The organism is Arthrobacter sp. P1_D12 (assembly GCF_056406175.1).
The window spans coordinates 116,242-139,023 of sequence record NZ_JBFUAR010000010.1 but is presented as its reverse complement, the minus strand read 5'-3'; the positions used below and the strand labels follow the sequence as shown (position 1 = coordinate 139,023).

15 protein-coding genes, 2 tRNA genes and 2 pseudogenes are annotated in these 22,782 nt (G+C 67.5%); 17 read left to right on the top strand and 2 right to left on the bottom strand.

The genetic code is table 11. The features are described 5' to 3' along the window. Window positions 1-280: pseudogene (locus AC1DZV_RS09810) on the bottom strand (hypothetical protein); the annotation flags it as partial. A 185-nt stretch (window positions 281-465) separates the two neighbouring features. On the opposite strand from AC1DZV_RS09810, the gene AC1DZV_RS09805 reads away from it, so the two are divergent. From AC1DZV_RS09805 to AC1DZV_RS09735, 15 genes and pseudogenes are all read left to right on the top strand, one after another. Next, on the top strand, window positions 466-1,404 hold the full coding sequence (locus AC1DZV_RS09805; RefSeq protein WP_476848903.1) for a LysR family transcriptional regulator: 939 nt from the start codon (window positions 466-468) through the stop codon (window positions 1,402-1,404). A gap of 129 nt (window positions 1,405-1,533) precedes the next feature. Continuing rightward, a pseudogene (gene ilvD / locus AC1DZV_RS09800) lies at window positions 1,534-3,081 on the top strand (dihydroxy-acid dehydratase); the annotation flags it as partial. A gap of 446 nt (window positions 3,082-3,527) precedes the next feature. Next, window positions 3,528-5,426 carry an acetolactate synthase large subunit gene (locus tag AC1DZV_RS09795; RefSeq protein ID WP_476951159.1) on the top strand — a complete coding sequence of 633 codons (1,899 nt, stop codon included), beginning with the start codon at window positions 3,528-3,530 and terminating at the stop codon, window positions 5,424-5,426. Window positions 5,427-5,428: 2 nt separating this feature from the next. Beyond that, on the top strand, window positions 5,429-5,941 hold the full coding sequence (ilvN, locus tag AC1DZV_RS09790; RefSeq protein WP_018773531.1) for an acetolactate synthase small subunit: 513 nt from the start codon (window positions 5,429-5,431) through the stop codon (window positions 5,939-5,941). 78 nt (window positions 5,942-6,019) lie between these two features. Next, window positions 6,020-7,045 (top strand): ketol-acid reductoisomerase, encoded by a 1,026-nt coding sequence (ilvC, locus tag AC1DZV_RS09785; RefSeq protein ID WP_026266449.1) that lies wholly within the window; start codon window positions 6,020-6,022, stop codon window positions 7,043-7,045. Window positions 7,046-7,172: 127 nt separating this feature from the next. Continuing rightward, entirely contained in the window at window positions 7,173-8,768 is a 1,596-nt protein-coding gene (gene serA / locus AC1DZV_RS09780) for a phosphoglycerate dehydrogenase (RefSeq protein ID WP_476953566.1), read from the top strand. A gap of 205 nt (window positions 8,769-8,973) precedes the next feature. After that, entirely contained in the window at window positions 8,974-11,760 is a 2,787-nt protein-coding gene (locus tag AC1DZV_RS09775; protein ID WP_476953565.1) for an ABC transporter permease, read from the top strand. After that, the gene (locus tag AC1DZV_RS09770; RefSeq protein ID WP_377985106.1) at window positions 11,757-12,524 is read left to right on the top strand and encodes an ABC transporter ATP-binding protein; all 768 of its coding nucleotides are present in this window, start codon (window positions 11,757-11,759) and stop codon (window positions 12,522-12,524) included. The genes AC1DZV_RS09775 and AC1DZV_RS09770 overlap by 4 nt, the downstream gene beginning before the upstream one ends. Window positions 12,525-12,533: 9 nt before the next feature. Next, window positions 12,534-14,093 carry a methionine--tRNA ligase gene (gene metG / locus AC1DZV_RS09765; RefSeq protein WP_476953564.1) on the top strand — a complete coding sequence of 520 codons (1,560 nt, stop codon included), beginning with the start codon at window positions 12,534-12,536 and terminating at the stop codon, window positions 14,091-14,093. A 183-nt stretch (window positions 14,094-14,276) separates the two neighbouring features. Beyond that, window positions 14,277-15,329 carry a 3-isopropylmalate dehydrogenase gene (locus AC1DZV_RS09760; RefSeq protein ID WP_476951162.1) on the top strand — a complete coding sequence of 351 codons (1,053 nt, stop codon included), beginning with the start codon at window positions 14,277-14,279 and terminating at the stop codon, window positions 15,327-15,329. Window positions 15,330-15,480: 151 nt separating this feature from the next. Then, entirely contained in the window at window positions 15,481-16,593 is a 1,113-nt protein-coding gene (locus AC1DZV_RS09755; protein ID WP_243177111.1) for a branched-chain amino acid aminotransferase, read from the top strand. Window positions 16,594-16,726: 133 nt separating this feature from the next. Then, window positions 16,727-17,524: an MBL fold metallo-hydrolase gene (locus AC1DZV_RS09750; RefSeq protein WP_243177112.1), complete on the top strand. Its 798-nt coding sequence runs from the start codon at window positions 16,727-16,729 to the stop codon at window positions 17,522-17,524. 5 nt (window positions 17,525-17,529) lie between these two features. Continuing rightward, a complete protein-coding gene (locus AC1DZV_RS09745; protein ID WP_243177113.1) occupies window positions 17,530-18,306 on the top strand; it encodes a fumarylacetoacetate hydrolase family protein in 777 nt (258 codons plus the stop codon). 132 nt (window positions 18,307-18,438) lie between these two features. Continuing rightward, complete coding sequence (gene gltX / locus AC1DZV_RS09740) at window positions 18,439-19,974, top strand: glutamate--tRNA ligase (protein WP_476953563.1); 1,536 nt, start codon at window positions 18,439-18,441, stop codon at window positions 19,972-19,974. Window position 19,975: 1 nt separating this feature from the next. Beyond that, window positions 19,976-20,695: an HAD family hydrolase gene (locus AC1DZV_RS09735; protein ID WP_476953562.1), complete on the top strand. Its 720-nt coding sequence runs from the start codon at window positions 19,976-19,978 to the stop codon at window positions 20,693-20,695. A 53-nt stretch (window positions 20,696-20,748) separates the two neighbouring features. On the opposite strand, the gene AC1DZV_RS09730 is transcribed toward AC1DZV_RS09735, so the two are convergent. After that, window positions 20,749-22,134, bottom strand: a complete 1,386-nt coding sequence (locus AC1DZV_RS09730) for a hypothetical protein (RefSeq protein WP_476953561.1) — start codon at window positions 22,132-22,134, stop codon at window positions 20,749-20,751. A 345-nt stretch (window positions 22,135-22,479) separates the two neighbouring features. Here AC1DZV_RS09730 and AC1DZV_RS09725 point away from each other — a divergent pair. Further along, window positions 22,480-22,551 (top strand) — tRNA-Gln (locus AC1DZV_RS09725). 129 nt (window positions 22,552-22,680) lie between these two features. Beyond that, window positions 22,681-22,753: transfer RNA gene (locus tag AC1DZV_RS09720), tRNA-Glu, on the top strand. Window positions 22,754-22,782 lie beyond the last annotated feature (29 nt).

The window sequence follows — 22,782 nt, the reverse complement described above, 5'->3', positions numbered from 1 at the left end:
CTGTCGGACCCGCGGCCCCGGCCGCTGCCGGGCCAGCCGCACTGGCCGCCGCCGTCGAACTGGCCGCCGCACCGCTCGCCGCCGTCGGACTCGCCGTCGCCGTTCCAGACACCGGCGTCGAACCGGCAGGGGTGCCGGCAGATATGCCGGCAGAAGTGCCGGTGCTGGTGCCTGCGACGGATGAGGAATCTGCGCCCGGGCGGCTCTTGTTGCGGTTCAGCAGCCGCCAGACCACAGCGACCACCACGATGATGACAACGAGCCAGACGATCCAGTCCATAGCAGAGCCTTTCAGTCCGTATTCAGCCCATGAGGCATGGTTGCCGATGCTTGACGTTACGTCCGGGCAAAGCCGGCTGTCCACCCTCCCGGCGGCCAAATGCCGGGCATTCCTGGAGCGGATCCCCGGTCCGGTGAGCCGCCCGGAACCGGAATCAAACCCGGCCCGGCGTGTAGCCTCGCCTCATGGATTTCAAGCGACTGCAGATACTGCGTGAACTCGCCGGCCGCGGGACCGTAGGCGCCACGGCCGAGGCCATGAAGGTCACGCCATCTGCAGTGTCGCAGCAGCTGAAGACCCTGCAGGAGGAACTGGGCGTCGTCCTCGTAGAGAAATCCGGCAGGGGAGTGCGCCTTACCGAGGCAGGGCTGGCCATGGCCGGCGCCGCCGCCGACGTGTCGACGGCCATGGCCCGGGCGGAAGCAACCATCGACACGTACCGGCGCGGCTGGCAGACACGGGTGGTGGCAGCCTTCTTTCCCAGCGCCGCGGAGATGTTCCTGCCGGGCATGCTGCACCGGGTCAAAGCCGTCGAGGGGCTCCGGTTCGAGGCGCACTTCGAGGACCCGGGCGTTGCCGGGTTCGCCGGGCTGACCGCGGACTACGACATCGTCCTGGCGCACAGCGTCGACGGTCCGGAAGTCTTCGGCGGCCAGGGCCTGACGGTGGTGCCGCTGCTGGACGAACCCCTGGACGTGGCCTTGCCGGCCGGGCACGCTTTGGCCGGCAAAGCCACACTGTGCGCCGAGGACGTCGTCGGCTTTCCGTGGATGGGAGTCCCCGAGGGCTTTCCGTTCGACACTGTGCTGCGCCAGATCGAGGTGCGGGCCGACTCACAGGCGGTCCGGGCCCAGCAGTTCCCGGATCTGCGGGTCCTGGAAGCCCTGGTCAGCGCCGGGCACGGGCTGAGCCTGCTGCCGCGGTACACGGCGGTCAGCAACCAGGGCCGGGGGTTCGTCCTGCGCCCGCTCGAGGGCGTGAAGGCCAGCCGGAGCATCGTGGCGCTGGCCCGTCCGGACGTCGCGGCCCGGACCACCATCCAGCAGGTCCTGGCGATGCTCAAGGCCGAGGCCCAAGGTGTCGCCGAGGCCCCGGAACTGCGTGACGCGGCTCACCGGGCCTAGGTCAAAGGGGGCCCCGGTTTCATGATGTGAGACGAGAGTCCACTATTTGATCGAAATATTCCCGGTTTTCCGCTTAACGCTCCGTTCTTGGGTCGTTGGCGCCTGTGGCAGAGCCCTAGACTTTGAGCCATGAGTCAGGACACCCAAACAGCAGCAGACACCAAGCCGGACATCAAGCCCCGCAGCCGGGTCGTTACCGATGGAATCCACGCCGCCCCCGCGCGCGGCATGTTCCGGGCGGTCGGCATGGGCGACGACGACTTCGCCAAGCCGCAGATCGGCGTGGCGAGCTCGTGGAACGAGATCACCCCCTGCAACCTTTCGTTGAACCGGCTCGCCCAGGGCGCCAAGGAAGGCGTCCACGCCGGCGGCGGGTTCCCCATGCAGTTCGGCACCATCTCCGTCTCGGACGGCATCTCCATGGGCCACGAGGGCATGCACTTCTCCCTGGTGTCCCGCGAAGTCATCGCCGACTCCGTCGAGACGGTCATGCAGGCCGAACGGATCGACGGCTCCGTGCTCCTGGCCGGCTGCGACAAGTCGCTGCCCGGCATGCTGATGGCCGCGGCCCGCCTGGACCTGGCCGCCGTGTTCCTCTACGCCGGCTCCATCATGCCCGGCTGGGTCAAGCTCGAGGACGGCTCCGAAAAGGAAGTCACCCTCATCGACGCGTTCGAGGCCGTCGGTGCGTGCGCCGCCGGCAAGATGAGCCGCGAGGACCTGGACCGCATCGAAAAGGCCATCTGCCCGGGCGAGGGCGCCTGCGGCGGCATGTACACCGCCAACACCATGGCCTGCATCGGCGAGGCCCTGGGCATGTCCCTGCCCGGCTCCGCCGCACCGCCCTCCGCGGACCGCCGCCGCGACGCCTTTGCGCACAAGTCCGGCGAAGCCGTGGTCAACCTCCTGCGCCTGGGCATCACCGCCCGCGACATCATGACGCGCAAGGCGTTCGAGAACGCGATCGCAGTCACGATGGCCTTCGGCGGTTCCACCAACGCCGTGCTGCACCTGCTCGCCATCGCCCGCGAAGCCGAGGTGGAGCTGACGCTGGAGGACTTCAACCGGATTGGCGACAAGATCCCGCACCTGGGCGACCTCAAGCCCTTCGGCCGCTACGTGATGACCGACGTCGACAAGATCGGCGGCGTGCCGGTGATCATGAAGGCGCTGCTCGACGCCGGCCTGCTGCACGGTGACTGCCTCACCGTCACCGGCAAGACCGTGGCCGAGAACCTCGCCGCGATCAACCCGCCGGACCTGGACGGCAAGATCCTGCGCGCACTGGACAACCCGATCCACAAGACCGGCGGCATCACCATCCTGCACGGCTCGATGGCCCCGGAAGGCGCCGTCGTCAAGAGCGCCGGCTTCGACGCCGACGTCTTCGAGGGCACGGCCCGCGTGTTCGAACGCGAACAGGGCGCGCTCGATGCACTGGACAAGGGTGAGATCCACAAGGGCGACGTCGTTGTGATCCGCTACGAAGGCCCCAAGGGCGGCCCCGGCATGCGCGAGATGCTCGCCATCACCGGCGCCATCAAGGGCGCGGGCCTGGGCAAGGACGTCCTGCTGCTGACCGACGGACGGTTCTCCGGCGGAACCACCGGCCTGTGCATCGGCCACGTCGCGCCGGAAGCCGTCGACGGCGGCCCCATCGCGTTCGTCAAGGACGGGCGGGGGGGGGGGGCGCGCCCACTCCGGGGCCCTCGGCGTTTCCCTCATTAAGCCCTGCCGCCAATGTGGGCGGCTCGCCGTTCGGTGTCGGGGGGCAAGGGGAGACCAGGAGGACCAGCTAGTGGACACCGTTGTCCAAATAGTGAGACACGGGCCGGGCTCGTTGACACCCGTCTCACTCAGAGGGAAAACTGAACGCATGATCGAGATCGTTACAGCCGGAGCCACTGAATTTGAGTGCACTGCAGTCGAAAGCGCTGCAGGTGTTTCTGTCGTACTTACCAAGCGCGTGGCTCATTAGCCTTCACTGGTAACGAACCGTCACGCGCAACCCCTCGAAGAGCCCGTCGGCTGAGGGGTTTTTTTATTTCCCGCAGCACCAGCCGCACCACCAGAACAAAAACAGTAGTTCCACGATCACCGAAGATCCACAAAGGAAGAGTCCGATGAGCAAAGGATCGCCGATCAGCCCCTCGCTGATGGCCACCAAGTCCACTGGAGCCCACAAGGCTCCGGAACGCGTCGAACGTCCGGCTGACGCCGGCGTCGACTCTGCTGCTGTCTCTCCTGTCCTCGGACCGAACAACGTCGTACCCCCGACTGTCATGACCGGTTCGCAAGCAATTGTCCGCTCGCTCGAAGAACTCGGCGTCCAGGACATTTTCGGTTTGCCCGGTGGCGCGATCCTGCCCACCTACGACCCCTTGATGGCCTCCAAAATGAACCACGTTTTGGTCCGTCACGAACAGGGAGCCGGCCACGCCGCGCAAGGCTACGCCATGGTTACCGGACGGGTTGGCGTCTGCATCGCCACCTCGGGCCCGGGTGCCACCAACCTCGTTACCGCCATCATGGACGCCCACATGGACTCCGTGCCGATAGTGGCCATCACCGGCCAGGTCTCCAGCGGGGTGATCGGCACCGACGCATTCCAGGAAGCGGACATCGTCGGGATCACCATGCCGATCACGAAGCACTCCTTCCTGGTCACGGACCCCAACGACATCCCGCATGTGATGGCCGAGGCGTTCCACCTGGCGTCCACCGGACGCCCTGGCCCGGTCCTCGTGGACGTCGCCAAGGACGCCCAGCAGGGCCAGATGACGTTCTCCTGGCCGCCCAAGATCGATCTCCCGGGATACCGGCCCGTGGTGCGCGGCCACAGCAAGCAGGTCCGCGAGGCCGCCCGGCTCATTTCCGGTGCCAGCAAGCCCGTGCTCTACGTCGGCGGCGGAGTGGTCAAGGCCCACGCCTCGGCCGAGCTGCGTGAACTGGCCGAGCTGACCGGCGCCCCCGTGGTCACCACCCTGATGGCCCGGGGCGTGTTCCCGGACTCGCACCCCCAGCACGTGGGCATGCCGGGCATGCACGGCACGGTTTCCGCCGTGACAGCCCTGCAGCAGTCGGACCTGCTGATCACCCTGGGCGCCCGGTTCGATGACCGCGTGACTGGCATCCTGAAGTCCTTTGCCCCGAACGCCAAGGTCATCCACGCCGACATCGATCCGGCGGAAATCTCCAAGAACCGCACGGCCGACGTCCCCATCGTCGGCTCGGTCAAAGAGATCATCCCGGAACTGACAGATGCCCTGCGCCTGCAGTTCGAAGCCTTCGGCACCCCGGACCTGACCACCTGGTGGGCATTCCTTAACAACCTCAAGGAAACCTACCCCCTCGGCTGGACCGAACCCGAAGACGGCCTCAGCGCCCCGCAGCGCGTCATCGAACGAATCGGCGCCCTGACCGGCCCCGAGGCCATCTATGTGGCCGGCGTCGGACAGCACCAGATGTGGGCCTCGCAGTTCATCAAGTACGAACGCCCGCACGCCTGGCTCAACTCCGGCGGCGCCGGCACCATGGGCTACGCCGTGCCGGCGGCCATGGGCGCCAAAGTGGGCGAACCGGACCGCGTGGTCTGGGCCATCGACGGCGACGGCTGCTTCCAGATGACCAACCAGGAACTGGCCACCTGCGCGATCAACAAGATCCCCATCAAGGTAGCCATCATCAACAACTCCTCCCTGGGCATGGTCCGGCAGTGGCAGACCCTGTTCTACGAGGGCCGCTACTCCAATACCGACCTCAACACGGGCCACGACACGGTCCGCATCCCGGACTTCGTCAAGCTGGCGGATGCCTACGGCTGCGCCGCCTTCCGGTGCGAACGCGACGAGGACATCGACGCCACCATCCAGAAGGCACTGGAGATCAATGACCGCCCCGTGGTCATCGACTTCGTCGTGAGCCCCAACTCGATGGTGTGGCCGATGGTCCCCGCGGGGGTCAGCAACGACCAGATCCAGGTTGCCCGCAACATGACCCCGGAATGGGAAGAGGAGGACTGAACATGACCCGCCACACATTGTCCGTTCTGGTCGAAGACAAGCCCGGTGTGCTGACCCGCGTCGCCAGCCTCTTCGCCCGCCGGGCCTTCAACATCAATTCCCTGGCCGTCGGCCCCACCGAGGTCCCGGGCATGTCCCGGATGACCGTGGTGGTCGACGCCGATGGTGAGCTGATCGAACAGGTCACGAAGCAGCTGAACAAGCTGGTCAACGTGATCAAGATCGTCGAGCTCACCTCCGAATCTTCCGTACAGCGCGACCACATCCTGGTCAAGGTACGTGCGGATGCCGCAACACGCCTGCAGGTCACCCAGGCTGCAGACCTGTTCCGCGCCTCAGTGGTCGACGTCTCCACAGAGTCGGTGGTCATTGAGGCAACGGGCCACCCCGAGAAACTCACCGCACTCTTGTCAGTGCTTGAGCCATTCGGCATCCGCGAAATCGTGCAGTCCGGCACCTTGGCCGTTGGGCGGGGATCCCGCTCCATGAGTGACAGGGCCCTCCGCAGCGCGTAAGACCGCCGGAGCCGCCCCGTTGTACCGCAGCACCACAGACAATATCTACGAAGAATCCACTCAAAAGGAGACACCCCAGTGACTGAAATGTTTTACGACGACGACGCCGACCTGTCGATCATCCAGGGCCGCACCGTCGCCGTCATCGGTTACGGCTCCCAGGGCCACGCCCACGCCCTCAGCCTCCGCGATTCCGGCGTTGACGTCCGCGTCGGCCTGAAGGAAGGCTCGAAGTCCCGGGCCAAGGCCGAGGCCGAGGGCCTGCGGGTCCTGAACGTTGCCGACGCCGTCGCCGAGGCCGACCTCATCATGGTCCTGACCCCGGACCAGGTCCAGCGCCACGTCTACGCCGAGGACATCGCCCCGAACCTGCAGCCGGGCGACGCCCTGTTCTTCGGCCACGGCTTCAACATCCGCTACGGCTACATCCAGCCCCCGGCCGACGTCGACGTCGCCCTCGTCGCCCCCAAGGGCCCGGGCCACATCGTGCGCCGCGAGTTCGAAGCCGGCCGAGGCGTGCCGGACCTGATCGCCGTCGAGCAGAACCCGTCCGGCAAGGCCAAGGAACTGGCCCTGTCCTACGCCAAGGCGATCGGCGGCACCCGTGCGGGCGTCATCGAGACCACCTTCACCGAAGAGACCGAAACCGACCTCTTCGGCGAGCAGGCTGTCCTCTGCGGCGGCGCCTCGCAGCTGATCCAGTACGGCTTCGAGACCCTCACCGAGGCCGGCTACAAGCCCGAGGTCGCCTACTTCGAGGTGCTGCACGAGCTCAAGCTGATCGTCGACCTCATGGTCGAGGGCGGCATCGCCAAGCAGCGCTGGAGCGTCTCGGACACCGCGGAATACGGCGACTACGTCTCCGGCCCCCGCGTCATCACCCCGCAGGTGAAGGAAAACATGAAGGCTGTCCTCGCGGACATCCAGGACGGCACCTTCGCCAAGCGCTTCATCGACGACCAGGACGCCGGCGCGCCGGAGTTCAAGGCGCTGCGCAAGAAGGGTGAAGACCACCCGATCGAGGCCACCGGCCGCGAACTGCGCAAGCTGTTCTCCTGGATCAAGAACGAAGACGACTACACCGAAGGAACAGTGGCCCGCTAGGCATTGCCCGGCAGGGGAGCCGGACACCACATCCTGGGGTCCGGCTTCCCTGCTGTCCAGCACCACCCGTACCACCCGATTCACCAAAATCCCCACCAGATACACAAGAGAGCTAAAGAGGTCACCGGTGACAAGCACCAAACCTGTCGTACTCCTCGCGGAGGAACTTTCGCCCGCCACAGTCGAGGCCCTCGGCCCGGACTTTGAAATCCGCCAGACTGACGGCTCCGACCGTTCCCAGCTGCTCTCCGCGATCGCCGACGTCGACGCGATCCTGGTCCGCTCCGCCACCCAGCTGGACGCCGAGGCCATCGCCGCCGCCAAGAACCTCAAGGTCATCGCCCGCGCCGGCGTCGGCCTGGACAACGTGGACATCAAGGCGGCCACCCAGGCCGGCGTCATGGTGGTCAACGCGCCGACCTCCAACATCGTCTCCGCCGCCGAACTGACCGTCGGGCACATCCTGAGCCTCGCCCGCCACATCCCGCAGGCCAGCTCCGCCCTCAAGGACGGGGAGTGGAAGCGCTCCAAGTACACCGGCATCGAGCTCTTCGAGAAGAAGATCGGCATCATCGGCCTGGGCCGGATCGGCGCCCTGGTCGCGGCCCGCCTGAAGGGCTTCGACACCAAGATCCTCGCGTACGACCCCTACATCACCTCCGCCCGGGCCGCCCAGCTCGGCGTGCAGCTGGTGACGCTCGACGAGCTCCTGGCCCAGTCGGACTTCATCACCATCCACATGCCCAAGACCCCGGAAACCGTCGGCATGCTCGGCGCCGGGGCGTTCAAGAAGATGAAGAGCACGGCGTACGTCGTCAACGTCGCCCGCGGCGGCCTGGTGGACGAGGAAGCCCTCTACACCGCGCTGCAGGCCGGCGACATCGCCGGCGCCGGCGTCGACGTCTTCTCCAAGGAACCCAGCACCGACCTGCCGTTCTTCAAACTCGACAACGTCGTGGTGACCCCGCACCTGGGCGCCTCCACCGACGAGGCCCAGGAGAAGGCCGGCGTCTCCGTCGCCAAGTCCGTCCGCCTGGCCCTGGCCGGCGAACTGGTCCCCGACGCCGTCAACGTCGCCGGCGGTGTCATCGCCCCGGACGTCCGCCCCGGCATCCCGCTGATGGAAAAGCTTGGCCGCATCTTCACCGCGCTGACCCATGCCTCCCTCACCCAGTTCGACGTCGAGGTGGCCGGCGAGATCTCCTCGCTCGATGTCAAGGTCCTGGAACTCGCGGCGCTCAAGGGCATCTTCGCCGACGTCGTGACCGAGCAGGTCTCCTATGTCAACGCACCCGTCATCGCCGAGCAGCGCGGCATCAACGTCCGCCTCATCACGACGCCGGACACCGAGTCGTACCGCAACGTCCTGACCCTGCGCGGCGCCCTCAGCGACGGCAGCCAGATCTCCGTCGCCGGAACCCTGACGGGCCCGAAGCAGATCCAGAAACTGGTCGGCGTCAACGGCTACGAGGTGGAAATCCCGATCAGCGAACACCTCGTGGTGGTTGCCTACTCGGACCGCCCCGGCGTGATCGGCACGATCGGCCACATCCTGGGCATGAACAACATCAACATCGCCGGCATGCAGGTGGCACGCCAGGCGGAAGGCGGCCAGGTGCTGGCCCTGCTGACCATCGACAGCTCCGTTCCCCAGCAGGTCCTTGACGCGATCAAGGCCGGGATCGGCGCTGACATGGTCCGCGAGGTTGACCTCGAGGACTGAAATCCTCCCCGCGTGGCCCCGGCGGCGGCATGACCGCCACCGGCGGCCACGAGAGGCCGGCCGGTCTGCGTACAATGGCTAGGACCGAATTTCGGGTCTAGGCCGGCAGACCGGCCCTTACTTTTGCACGCCCGACACGGGACGCCTTCACTTCCTCAGGAAATGAACTGCGGCGTGCGCACGCAATCCAGCTTTCAGGAGCCCAATGAACGCCGTCCAGAGGTTCATCAGAAGCAGAGTGCTTTTGCTGACCGCGTCCATTTTGATCGTGGCCATGTGCCTGTCCGTGCTCGTCCAGGGTCAGTCCCAGGCGGCGCTGAGCAGGACCGTGGACCAAAACTCCCGGGGGCTCTATGACGTCCTGGTGCAGGCCAAGGCGAAGGATAACGGCGGCCTGATGCAGCCCGACATCGCCACCGGCCAGGGCGGCATCAGCTTCGAGCAGCTGGATTCGATCCGCAAGCTCTCCGGCACCTCTGTGGCCGCCCCCATCAGCCTGGTCTCGCGCGTGACGCAGAACCTGGAGTCGCCGCGGCTGGACGCCACCGACTACCTGGGCTTCAACGCGGGCCTCGCGGGCACCTCCGGCGACCCGACCGCGACGGATCCGAGCAAGTGGCCGGCCGCGGAATCGGTACTGAGCGACACGCCGAAGAAATACCGCCTCACGGCCAGCGCCGTCAGCTCCGACGGCCACTCCGACCAGACCCTGTTCAAGACCACGGCCGAGGGCTCCCTCGGCAAGGCGAAGTTGGTCGAGGAACAGGTCGACGGCGGCAAGAACGTCCGCATCCAGGGCCCGGCGGGCGAGACCGGCATCAAGTTCCCCACCCCGGCCGGCGGCTCCGAGCACAACCTCTTCAACCTCTCCGTTTCCCTGCCGATGGCTCCGCAGGTGACCGAGTCCGTCGTCGCCGTCGACCCCGTCTCCGAACGTGCGCTGCTCGGCACGGCCGGTGACTTCCTGTCCCCGCTGGAGAAGGCCCCGCCCGCGGACGCCCGCAACGCCGGCGCGATCGGCCGGCACTTCGAGAGCCTCTTCACCAACGGCATCAGCATGGACGAACTCAAGGAAGGCCCGGACTTCCTCGGCGTCAAGCTCAAGTACTGGGCACCGCTGATGACCCAGTACCAGCAGGCCAAGCGCGACGGCCAGCTCACCGACGATTCGCAAGCCATCCCGCTGATCGTGCGCTCGGGCACCGCCCTGGACCTGAAGTACTCGGTCAAAATCGAGGAAATCGACGACTCCGGCAACGTCACCAAGGACGTCGGCACCGTGACCCGCTCGCTGGACAAGGACTACCTGCCGTTCGTTTCCAAGTCCCCGTTCGCCCTCGCCTGGCCCGGGTCCAAGGACCTCTCCCAGCTCATGGGCGACACCGGATCCTTCAGCCAGGGCCTCTACAACCCGGCCACCTGGACCACCAACTTCGCCGCCGCCCCGACGTACAAGGACGGCGAAACCGCCGCCAACGGCGCCGTTGACAAGAGCGCCACGCCCGGAGACTGGGTCACCGTGAACCGGCTGCCGGACAAGGCCGCCAACGGCGAAGCCGTCGACCAGACCCAGCGCGAGCCGGTAGACGAGCGCTCCTACCGCCAGAACCTCGAAACCGGCAAGAAGCTGGCCACGCCGCTGGCCATGGTCTACGGCACCTTCGACGCCGCGAACGTCAAGGAAGCTGCCGGCGACGTCAACCGGCTGCCCCTGGGCGGCTATGACCCCGCGCCGTTCACCCTGACCAAAGACGCGTCGGGCAAGGACGTCAACACCGAACTCAAGCCCTCGCTGAGCGCCACGGGACTGGTCAGCCAGTCTGCCGGAGCCATCACCGACTACTACGGCCTCGCCGCCGCCCGCGGCTACGATGCGAACGCCAACGTGATCGACGCCGTCCGGGTCCGCGCCAAGGTTCCGGGCAGCTGGAAACAGGCGCAGCCCGAGGTGGAGAAGCTCGCCAACGAGATCCGCGACATGGGCCTGCAGGCCACCGTGGTGGCCGGATCGGCCCGCGAAGACGCCAGCATTGCCGTTCCCGGCTACTCCAAGGACGACGCCGGCAAGGAATCGCCGCTGGGCACCGTGCAGCAGTCGTGGGTCCGCCAGGACGCCGCGGACGCCGTGTCCGGCTCGCTGACCGCCACGAACCTGACCCTGCTGTTCCTGACCCTCTGCGGTGCTGCCCTCCTGACCGGAGCCTCCACCGTCAGTTACATCCGCAAACGGCGCAGCGAGGCCGGTACTTTGCGCGCCATGGGCTGGACCCAGCGCAAGATCCGTTCCTGGGTGCTGGCCGAATTCGGCGTCGGCGCCGCGCTGCTGGCCGTCGTCGGTGTCGTCCTGAGCCTGATCAGCTGGAGCACCGCCACCGCGGTGGTCTCGGCGTCGGTCCTGGTGCTGTACGCCGGTGCCGCGTTCGTCGCGGCGCAGCAGCTGCGCCACCGCGACGTCGTGGACCAGGAGCCGCAACACGATGAACGGCTCATCGCGGTCGATTCCCCGCTGACCTTCGCGAACCGGCAGCTGAGCACCAACAAGTTCAACACCATCTCCCTGGCCGTTGCCGTCGGTGTCTTCGCCGCGGCCGTCGGCGGACTCGTCGCCCTGCTGATCGACATTCCGCGGGCCGCCGGCGCCAGCGCCCTCAGCGGGCTGGCCGCGGCGAGCATCGCCCTGCCCAGCATCATCCTGGGCGTGTCCGGTGTTGCCGTCGGGCTGCTGCTGACCATGGTCACCGGCCGCTTCGAGCTGCAGGCCAAGCGCCAGTACCTCGGCACGCTGCGGGCCATGGGCTGGAACCCGGACATGCTGGGCCAGGTCCGCTTCTTTGAAAACGCCATGGTGGGAACCGTCGCGCTGCCGCTGGGTGTTGTGGGCGCCCTCGGCGTCGGCCTCCTCCTGGCCCCTTATGCCGCGCTGTGGGCCGCAATTGCCGGTCTCGTAGCTGTACTTTGCTGGATTCCGATTGCAACGAAAGTGGTCCAATGACTAACGAGCTGAACCTTGACCGGGAGGCACACGACCGGATGACCGCCAGCACCCGTCGCGGTGCGCACAAGACCCGCGCCAACACGATCGTGAAGGCCGCGGACCACGCCACCCCGCTGGAACTGAGCAACATCACCATCCACTACGGCGGCGGCAAGGGCGGTGCCGAGGCCGTCAACGTCGTGGACGACTTCAACATGACGCTGCACGCCGGCGAAATGCACTGCGTCGCGGGACGCTCCGGCTCGGGCAAGACCAGCATCCTGACCGTCGGCGCGGGACTGACCCTGCCGACGTCGGGCCGGGTGTTCTGGGAAGGCGACTCGCTCGAGACCATGGGCGACGACGAAATCGCCGACCGCCGCCGGGCCCTGATCGGCTACGTCGACCAGGGCGGTGCCCTCATCGACGGGATGAGCGCGCTGGAGAACGTCCTGCTGCCGGCCGTTCCCGACGGCGAGGTCGAGAAGCGCCGCGACATGGCCAAGGACCTCCTGGACCTCGTCGGCCTGGGCCGGCGCATGCGCCACCGCCCGGCGCAGCTTTCCGGCGGTGAACGCCAGCGCGTCGCGATCGCCCGGGCGCTCATCCTCGGCACCCGCGTCCTGGTGGTCGACGAGCCCACGGCCAGCCTGGACCGTGCCGCGGCCAACCGCATCATCAGCATCCTCAAGGACACCACCTCGGACGGCATCGCCGTGCTGGTGGCTTCACATGACCACGAACTGGTCCGCCAGAGCGATACCCTCACAGAACTGATCTAGATTTAGACCGTGACTTCAACTGACCAGACCCCGTTCTACATCACCACGGCCATCACGTACCCCAACGGGGTGCCGCACATCGGCCATGCGTACGAGTACATCGCCACCGATGCGATGGCCCGGTTCAAGCGCCTGGACGGGTACGACGTCTTCTTCCTGACCGGCACCGACGAGCACGGCATGAAGATCGCCCAGACCGCCGAGAAGGAAGGGCTGGCGCCCAAGGAACTGGTGGACCGGAACGCCGAGATCTACAAGGCGGCGCACGCGGCCCTGGGGGTCTCCTACGACCGTTTCATCCGCACCACGGACGCCGACCACTACGCGGCGTCCCAGGCCATCTGGAAGAAGATGGAAGCCAACGGGGACATCTACCTGTCCAAGTACGAGGGCTGGTACTCGGTCCGCGACGAGGCGTTCTACGTCGAGGACGAGACCGTGGTCAAGGACGACGGGATCCGCTACTCGCGCGAATCCGACACCGAGGTCACCTGGACGGCCGAGGAGAGCTACTTCTTCCGGCTCTCCGCCTATCAGGACAAACTGCTGGCGCTCTACGAGGCCCACCCGGAATTCGGCGCCCCGCAGTCCCGCTTCAACGAGGTCATCAGCTTCGTCCGGCGCGGTCTGGAGGACCTGTCCATCAGCCGCACCACGTTCGACTGGGGCGTTCCCGTGCCCGGCAACGACAAGCACGTCATGTACGTGTGGGTCGATGCGCTGACCAACTACCTCACCGGGGTCGGCTACCCGGACGTCGACTCGGACTCCTTCAAGAAGTTCTGGCCGGCCGACGTGCACGTGATCGGCAAGGACATCTCCCGCTTCCACGCCATCTACTGGCCGGCGTTCCTCATGAGCGCCGGACTGGAGCTGCCGAAGCGGGTCATGATCCACGGCTTCCTGCAGAACAACGGCGTCAAGATGTCCAAGTCGCTGGGCAACGTGGTGGCCCCCGCGGACTTCGTGGCCCAGTACGGCCTGGACCAGGTCCGCTACTTCTTCCTGCGCGAGGTCCCCTTCGGCGCGGACGGCAACTACAACCACGAGGCAATCGTGGGCCGGATGAACTCCGACCTCGCCAACAACTTCGGCAACCTGGCCCAGCGGTCGCTGTCCATGGTGGCCAAGAACTGCGAGGGCCGCGTACCCGCGCCCGGCGCATTTTCCGCCGAGGACACCGCGATTCTGGCCCAGGCCGATGGACTGCTGGACGCCGCCCGGGCCGCGTTCGAGAAGCAGGAGTTCAGCCGCGCGCTGGAGGCCATCTGGGCTGTCCTGGGGGACACCAACGCCTACTTCGCCGAACAGGCCCCGTGGGTGCTGCGCAAGACCGACGTCGAACGCATGAACACGGTGCTCTACGTGACGCTCGAGGTGCTGCGGATCGTCGCGATCCTGGCCCAGCCGGTCATGCCGGTGGCGACGGCAGCGATCCTGCACACGCTCGGCCAGCCCGACGGCGGGGCGCGCCAGTTCTCGGCCCTGGGCACCCCGATCGCCGCCGGCACGGAACTGCCCGCCCCGGCCCCGGTGTTCCCGAAGTACGAGGAACCCGCCGAAGCCTGAGCCCCTGCGGCCCTGACGCTCCCGCAGATCCGGCGGCGTTTCGAGTGACGCTCCCGCACTTCCGTTTCGGAAGTGCGGGGGCGTTTCGTCTTTTCCTGCCGAAAGTGAGGGAGCGTCCGGAGGAGGTGGCCGAATAGTGAGACAACTTGACCAGAATGTGGATCACTTGGCTACCCTGAAAATATGAGCGCATCCACGATTGATCTGGCAGTCATCCCGGGCGACGGCATCGGCCCGGAGGTCACCGCCGAAGCCCTGAAGGTCCTTGAAAAGGCCGCGGCCGCAGAAGGGATCGTGCTCCAGCAGACCCACTACAAGCTGGGCGCGGAGCACTGGCTCACGACGGGGGAGACCCTCCCCGCGGCCACCCTCGCCGACCTCCGCACCCGCGACGCCATCTTGTTCGGCGCCGTCGGCGCGGCCCCCGGCGACACCCGGATCCCCTCCGGCATCATCGAGCGCGAGCTCCTGCTGAAGCTGCGCTTCAGCCTGGACCACTTCGTCAACCTGCGGCCCTCCCGCCTGTACGCCGGCGTCGGCAGCCCGCTCGCGAACCCCGGCGAGATCGACTTCATCGTCGTCCGCGAAGGCACCGAGGGCCCCTACGTGGGCAACGGCGGCACACTGCGCGCCGGCACCCCCCACGAGGTGGCCACCGAAGTGTCCCTGAATACCGCCCACGGCGTGGAGCGCGTGGTCCGCGACGCGTTCCGCCGGGCCAACGACCGCCCCCGCAAGAAGCTCACCCTGGTGCACAAGCACAACGTCCTGGTCTTCGCCGGCCAGCTCTGGAAGCGCACGGTCGAGGCCGTGGCCCAGGAGTTCCCCGACGTTACGCACGACTACCTCCACGTCGACGCCGCCACGATATTCATGGTCACCGATCCGGCCCGCTTCGACGTGATTGTCACCGACAACCTGTTCGGCGACATCATCACCGACCTCGCGGCGGCCGTGACCGGCGGGATCGGCCTCGCCGCCTCCGGCAACCTCAACATGGACCGCACCGCGCCGTCCATGTTCGAACCGGTCCACGGGTCTGCCCCGGACATCGCCGGCCAGCAGAAGGCCGACCCCACCGCCGCCATCCTCTCCGCGGCGCTCCTGCTCGACCACCTCGGCTTCGCCGGCGCCGCCCGGAAGATCGAGGCGGCCGTCACGGCCGACGTCGAAGCCCGCGACGGCGCCGTCCGCACCACCAGCGCGATCGGCGACGCCATCGCGGCGGCGCTGTAGGCCCGGGCTGCATTTCCTGGACTGCAGGCGACTGCAGGCACCGCAAAACCGTGCTGCCAACGGGCGTAAGCTTGTTTCGAATCACCAATATGCTGCCGTGGTCCGAGGGTGAACCACGTTCCCACGCCAGGCAGCCGATCGTGGAGGAACCATGACTCAGACTGCCCATGGCGTCGAATTCACCCAGCACCTGTCGGAGACCCCGAAGTCTGCTGAAGAGCGTGCCGCCATCCTGGCAAACCCGGGATTCGGCGACTATTTCACCGACCACACCGCGATTGTGGACTACAGCGTCGACGCCGCCGGCAACGGCGGCTGGCACGACGCGCGCGTTGAGCCCTACGGCCCGATTTCCCTGGACCCGTCCGCCGCCGTGCTGCACTACGGCCAGGAGATCTTCGAGGGCCTCAAGGCCTACCGCCACGCCGACGGCTCGGTCTGGACGTTCCGGCCCGAGGCCAACGCCGCCCGGCTGAACAAGTCCGCCCGGCGCCTGGCCCTGCCCGAACTCCCGGAAGAATACTTCCTCGGCGCCATCCGCGAGCTCGTCGCGGCAGACAAAGACTGGGTCCCCGCCGGCGACGGCGAAGCCCTGTACCTGCGGCCCTTCATGATCGCCACCGAGGCGTTCCTTGGCGTGCGGGCAGCGCGCGAGGTCTCCTTCCGCGTGATCGCCTCCCCGGCCGGCAACTACTTCGGCGGCGAACTCAAGCCCGTCTCCATCTGGATCTCGCGCGAATACGCCCGCGCCGGCCGCGGCGGAACAGGCGCCGCCAAGTGCGGCGGCAACTACGCTGCCTCGCTGATCGCCCAGCAGGAGGCCGAGGCCAACGGCTGCAAGCAGGTCCTCTTCCTGGACCAGTTCAACGACAACGCCGTCGAGGAACTCGGCGGCATGAACGTCTTCTTCGTCATGAAGGACGGCTCGCTCGTCACCCCCGCGCTCTCAGGCACCATCCTGGAAGGGATCACCCGGATGTCCGTAATCCAGGTGGCCCGGGACATGGGCCGGGACGTCACTGAACGCAAGATCACCCTGGATGAGTGGCGCGACGGTGTTGCCTCCGGAGACATTGCCGAGGTCTTCGCCTGCGGCACCGCCGCGGTCATCACCCCCATCGGCGTGCTCAAGGACGCCACCGAGTTCATCGGCTCCGAGGACGCCACGGCGGGGGAGACCACCCTGGCCATCCGCGCCCAGCTGCTCGGGATCCAGACCGGCACCGTGGAGGACACCCACGGTTGGCTGACCCGGCTGGCATAGCCACCGAATTCCGTCTAGCCACAGAACGTCATAGTGCACGACGGCGGTCCCCACCTTCGGGTGAGGGCCGCCGTCGGCGTCTGTGGTCCCGGGCTGGAGCCAACGACGCCCGATTCAATGCAAGGATGGGTCCGTGACCTCCGAGACATCCCGCGGCATTGTCCGCAGCAGTGAGCTGACCCGGTTCCGCCTCGCCCCGAATCCGGGCCCCATGAGCCTGGACGGCACCAACTCCTATCTCATTGCCGCCCCGGGGGCGGCGGCCAGGGTGGCCGTCGACCCCGGGCCCCTCGACGAGCCGCACCTGCAGGCGCTGGCCGGCGAGGGACCGGTCGAACTCATCCTGATCACACACCGGCACGCGGACCACACCGCGGCCGCCGAGAGGTTTTCCGCCTTGACGGGCGCACCGGTCCGGGCCGCGGGCCCCGCCCACTGCCACGGCGCACCCCCGCTGCAGGACGGCGAAACCATCCGGGCGGCCGGCACTGACATCCGGGTCCTGGCGACGCCGGGCCACACCTCGGATTCGCTGTGCTTCCACCTGCCGCAGGACGGACCGCACGGCTCTGTGCTGACCGGGGACACGATTCTGGGCTCCGGAACCACGGTGCTGGACTACCCCGACGGCACCCTCCGGGACTACCTCGACTCGCTGGACCGGCTCGAACGCCTCGGGCCGGCCACGGTGCTGCCGGCCCACGGCCCGGTGCTGCCGGCCCTGGACGCCGTCGCCCGCGCCTACCGGGACCACCGGCGCGGCCGGCTCGAACAGGTCCGGGCAGCCCTCGCGGCACTGGGCGCCGACGCCGATGTCCGAGCCGTCACGGACGCCGTGTACGCCGACGTCGACCCCTCCGTCCGCCGCGCCGCGGAGCTCTCCGTCGCCGCGCAGCTGGACTACCTGCGCACCGAGGGGACGGTAGGCTAGGAACCATGCGTATCGCCCGGTTTGTAGTCGATTCTGATCCCCTCTACGGCATCGTGGAAGGTGAGCCCGGCAGTGAGGAAGTCACTGTCATCAAGGGCGACCCCTTCTTCCACGGCGTGGAACGAACCCCCGTGAAGCACAAGCTGGAGGACGTCCGCCTGCTGGCGCCGATCATCCCCCGCAGCAAGGTGATCGGGGTTGGCCGCAACTTCGCGGAGCACGCCCGGGAGCTCGGCAACGAGGTCCCGGCGCAGCCCCTGCTGTTCCTCAAGCCCAACACGTCCGTGATCGGGCCCAACGATCCCATTGTCCTGCCGGAGTTCTCCGAGGACGTCTCCTTCGAGGCCGAGCTGTGCGTCGTCATTGGCCGGATCTGCAAGGACGTGCCCGAGGACCGGGTCGATGATGTGATCTTCGGCTACACCTGCGGCAACGACCTCACTGCCCGCGACGTCCAGAAGACGGACCTGCAGTGGGCCCGGGCCAAGGGCTTCGACACCTCGGCCCCGCTCGGGCCGTGGATCGAGACCGAGCTCGACACCGAGGACCTGCAGATCCAAGGCCGGCTCAATGGCGAACTGCGCCAGGACGGCAGCACGAACCAGATGATCCGCGGCGTCCGGGAGCTCGTCTCCATCGTCTCGCAGGCCTTCACCCTGCTGCCGGGCGACGTCATCATGACCGGTACCCCGGCCGGCGTCGGCGCCGTGCAGGCAGGCGACCGCTATGAGGTCGAGATCGAGGGCATCGGACGGCTCTCCAACCCGGTGGTCCGCCGCTAACGGTTCCTTCGCGCCGATTTCAGACAGCCGCCCCGTGGATCCACGGGGCGGCTGTCCGTTTCCGCAGCGGTATTTCCGGGGCGGAATTCCGGGCGGGTGGCGTTGGGAGAGATTGGTAATGTTGGTACCACTATGACTACTGCTTCCGCGGCCGACGCCGTTCCCAGCTCCGCCCTTGCTGCCTCCACCGGTGAAGTCACCGCTGACACCCCGGTCCGTGTCCGGTTCTGCCCGTCACCCACGGGCACCCCGCACGTCGGCCTGATCCGCACCGCCCTGTTCAACTGGGCCCATGCCCGGCACACGAAGGGCACCTTTGTGTTCCGGATCGAGGACACGGACGCGGCCCGCGACTCGGAGGAGAGCTACCAGCAGCTGCTCGAGGCCCTCAAATGGCTCGGCATCACCTGGGAAGAGGGCGTGGAAGTCGGCGGCCCGCACGAGCCCTACCGCCAGTCGCAGCGCCTGGACCTCTACAAGGACGTCGTGGCCAAGCTGATCGACGCCGGTTACGCCTACGAGTGCTACTCTTCGCCGGAAGAAGTTGAAGCCCGCCACCGCGCCGCCGGCCGCGACCCGAAGCTCGGCTACGACAACTTCGACCGCGAACTCTCCGAGGACCAGCTCGCCGCGTTCAAGGCCGAGGGCCGCCAGCCTGTGCTGCGCGTCCGGATGCCCGACGAGGACGTCACGTTCACGGACATGGTCCGCGGCGGGATCACCTTCAAGGCCGGCAGCATCCCGGACTACGTCATTGTCCGCGCCGACGGCTCCCCGCTCTACACCCTCGTCAACCCCGTGGACGACGCCCTCATGGGCATCACCCACGTGCTCCGCGGCGAGGACCTGCTCTCCTCCACGCCCCGCCAGGTGGTGCTGATCCAGGCGCTGATGGATATTGGCGTCGCCAGCTACATGCCGGTCTTCGGCCACCTGCCGTACGTCATGGGCGAGGGCAACAAGAAGCTCTCCAAGCGCGACCCCCAGTCCAACCTGTTCCTGCTCCGGGACCGCGGCTTCATCCCCGAGGGCCTGCTGAACTACCTGTCCCTGCTCGGCTGGAGCCTCTCCGCCGACGAGGACATCTTCACCGTGGACCAGCTGATCGAGCACTTCGACGTCAACGACGTGCTGGCCAACCCGGCACGCTTCGACATCAAGAAGGCCGAAGCCATCAACGGCACCCACATCCGCATGCTCGGCGCCGAGGACTTCCGCGGCCGCCTGGTGCCCTACCTGCAGGCCGCCGGCTTCGTCGGGGAGAACCTCACGGCCCGCGATGAGGAGATCCTGGCCGAGGCCGCGCCGCTGATCCAGGAGCGCATCTCGCTGCTGGGCGAAGCCCCCGAAATGATTGCGTTCCTGTTCAAGGCCGACGACGCCATCGACGTCGCCGACGACGCCCGCAAGGGCCTGCCGGAGAACCTCACCGAGGTGCTCGACGCCGCCCTGGCCGCCCTGGAGCCCGTTGCCGACTGGACGGCCGAGAACATCCAGGCCGCCCTGAAGGAAGCCCTCGTGGAAGGCCTCGGCGTCAAGCCGCGCCTGGCTTTCGGCCCGGTCCGCACGGCTGTCTCGGGCCGGCGGATCTCCCCGCCGCTGTTCGAGTCCATGGTCATCCTGGGCAAGGATTCCTCCCTGGCCCGCCTGCGCGCTTTCCGCGGCTGACATGCTGGCAGCGGGCCTAGGCGCAGTCCGTGGGGTTCTGTTCGACATTGACGACACCCTCGTGGACCTCGAATTCGCCATGACGACGGCCCTCCGCGACGTCAGCGAGCACCTCCTGCCCGGCCTGGACGAGGCCGGGTGGGAGAGGTTCGGACGGATCTTCACCCATGAAACCACCCACTTCTACGACCGCTACCTGGCCGGCGAGATCACGTTCAATGAACAGCGCCTGCTCCGCGGCCGGGCGGCGCTGGGGTACTTCGGCGTCGAACTTGCCGACGGCGAACAGGCCCACCACTGGGTGAGTTCCTACGCGAGCCGCCAGCACGGCTACATCCGGGCGTTCGACGACGTCGGGCCCCTGCTGGACGCCCTGGACGCGGCCGGCATTCCTTACGGCGCCGTGAGCAACAACGTCCACGACTACCAGCGCGTGAAGCTGGACGCGGCCGGACTGGAACGGATTGCCGTTCTGGTGGGCACCGACACCGTTGGCGCCGCAAAGCCTGACCCGGCGATCTACCTCGAGGGTGTCCGGCGGATCGGAACGGGTCCCCGCGAAACGCTGTACGTCGGTGACAACCGGCTGCTCGACGCGGAAGGTTCGACGGCGGCCGGCCTCCTCGGCGTCTGGCTGAACCGCGGCGGGGAACCGGCCCCGGGCTTCCTGGGCCGCGAGGTCGGCTCCCTGCTGGACCTGCTGGCGCAGCCACCGCTGTAACCGGCGCTGCAACCGGCCCCCGCTGTAACCGGCGGTGTAACCGGCACCGGAAGCTACCGTGGTCCGGCCTGCCTCTTCCGCAGCGCCAGGAAGGCGCCAACGGCGCCAAGGGCCAGCACTGCGACGAGTCCCAGTGCCGTGGCGGCGTCGGACTGCCGGAGCAAGCTGGTGGGCGACACCGCGGCAGCTCCGGAATACAGCGTGCCGGTGCCATCGGCAATCCGGGCGTTGCCGTCCGCGAGCTTGTCCGCCCCCGTGGCCAGCTGCGAGGAGCCGGACGCCAGCTTGGTGCTGCCGGCCGAGAGTTCTGAGGCCCCGGAAGCCAGGGCACGGGAGCCGCCCAGCAGGCCGGGGTTGGCAGGATCGGCCGGATTGCCCTTGATCCCGGCGTTCAGGGCCACGGTTCCGTCGGCCAGGCGCGAGCTGCCCTCGGTCATCCGGGCGGCGGCCTTGAGCAGGCCCGGGTGCTCGGGGTCGCCGGGGACCCCCTCCATCCCGACCCGGATCTTGGACGTGCCGTCGGCCAGAAGCCGGGTGCCCAGCACCACGCCGGGGCTGCCGGGGTCCTGGCTGTTGAGCTTCCCGGCCAGCGTCGCGAATCCGGCCTTGAGCTTGCCCGTTCCTGCGTTCAGCTGGCCCGCGCCGTCCTGCAGCCGCTGCGCGCCGGCCTGCAGCTGGCTGGCACCGGCGTCGAGCTTGTGCGCGCCCGCGGTTATCTTGGCGATCTTGTCCTTCACCACCGAAAGCGGAACGAGCCCCTTGACCGGGTCATCCGCCGCCGCTTCCAGCAGTTCCAGAGCCTGAGCCAGGGCCGCGGTCCCGGTTCCGGCCTCCGGATTGCCGTTGGCACCGCGGTAGCCCTTGAGCTGGTCCGTGCCGCCTGCCAGCGCGGCGGTGCCGCCGGCCAGCTGGGCAGCGCCGCCGTCGAGCCGGGTGGCCCCGTCGGCGAGGTTGTTCTCTGCGTTGCCCGCCGGCGTCGGCGTCAGCGCGGCCGAAAGCTGCACGGCCCCCGCCGCGAGCTTCTGCGCACCGTCGTCGACTTTGTAGACGCCGGGGGCCAGCTTGCTGGTGACATCGGCTTCGATCCTGACGGCACCTTCGGCCAACTTGCCGGCACCTGCCTGGAGCTTGTCCGCCCCGGGTGCCAGTTTGGTGCTGATGCCCGAGGAGATCTTTTCCGCCCCCGCGGAAAGTTTTCCGGCCCCGGTATCGGCCAGGCTGGCGCCGTTGGCTAGTTTCCCGGCGCCGTCGTCCAGCTGGCCGGCTCCGGCGGACGCCTGGGCGGCCCCGTCCCTGAGCTTGGCTGAACCGTCCGTGATGCGGCCCGTGACGAGGGTATAGAACCCCAGCAGGGCAATGAGCAGCAACGCCAGGGTGGCGATGGCCATCTGCTGCGCACGGGTCCGGGTCTTGCTGATAGCGGCACGACTCTGTGGCACATGATTCCTCTCGACGTTCCCGCCGGCAGCGGCTCTGCTGACGGCCACCCCAGCAGCTGTGATGCAGCTAACACCGGAAAATGAGCGCAAAGCTGCCCGCAGCGGAGTGGGGGAGGGGTGGTTACTCGTTGGTAACTTACCGAGCGTAAACGTGTTTCCGCCGGATTGGCAAGGGCTGGCGCGGGTATTGCCGCCATCGGCGCCGCGCGCGGCCCGCCCCGGCGGCCCGATCCCGCTGCCGTACGCCCGATTTGTGGAAGTGAAAACTCTCGGGTAAAGTAATTACTCGTGCTGAGGCGCCGGGAGCGAGGGTTTACGCCCAAACATCCGGAGCGAAAGTGCCTTTGGGATATGGTGTAATTGGCAACACTACGGTTTCTGGTACCGTCATTCTAGGTTCGAGTCCTGGTATCCCAGCTCTGAAGTTCCGCGGGTTTCCGCTGAAATTCGGAAGTTTCGAATCGGCTGGTCCGATTTGAAACGGCGGCCAAATGTATGAAACAATCATTTGGCTTGAATGGCAGAAATGCCGTTTAGGAAGTACGCGGCCCCATCGTATAGCGGCCTAGTACGCTGCCCTCTCACGGCGGTAACGCGGGTTCGAATCCCGCTGGGGTCACAATGAAAACGGTCCCGGGCATCAGCCCG

Excerpts from the sequence above, each read along its gene's own strand:
- AC1DZV_RS09805 (WP_476848903.1), top strand. The coding sequence starts at position 466 with ATGGATTTCAAGCGACTGCAGATACTGCGTGAACTCGCCGGCCGCGGG.
- AC1DZV_RS09735 (WP_476953562.1), top strand. The coding sequence starts at position 19,976 with ATGCTGGCAGCGGGCCTAGGCGCAGTCCGTGGGGTTCTGTTCGACATT.
- AC1DZV_RS09770 (WP_377985106.1), top strand. The coding sequence starts at position 11,757 with ATGACTAACGAGCTGAACCTTGACCGGGAGGCACACGACCGGATGACC.
- AC1DZV_RS09760 (WP_476951162.1), top strand. The coding sequence starts at position 14,277 with ATGAGCGCATCCACGATTGATCTGGCAGTCATCCCGGGCGACGGCATC.
- AC1DZV_RS09795 (WP_476951159.1), top strand. The coding sequence starts at position 3,528 with ATGAGCAAAGGATCGCCGATCAGCCCCTCGCTGATGGCCACCAAGTCC.
- ilvN (WP_018773531.1), top strand. The coding sequence starts at position 5,429 with ATGACCCGCCACACATTGTCCGTTCTGGTCGAAGACAAGCCCGGTGTG.
- AC1DZV_RS09745 (WP_243177113.1), top strand. The coding sequence starts at position 17,530 with ATGCGTATCGCCCGGTTTGTAGTCGATTCTGATCCCCTCTACGGCATC.
- AC1DZV_RS09775 (WP_476953565.1), top strand. The coding sequence starts at position 8,974 with ATGAACGCCGTCCAGAGGTTCATCAGAAGCAGAGTGCTTTTGCTGACC.
- AC1DZV_RS09755 (WP_243177111.1), top strand. The coding sequence starts at position 15,481 with ATGACTCAGACTGCCCATGGCGTCGAATTCACCCAGCACCTGTCGGAG.
- gltX (WP_476953563.1), top strand. The coding sequence starts at position 18,439 with ATGACTACTGCTTCCGCGGCCGACGCCGTTCCCAGCTCCGCCCTTGCT.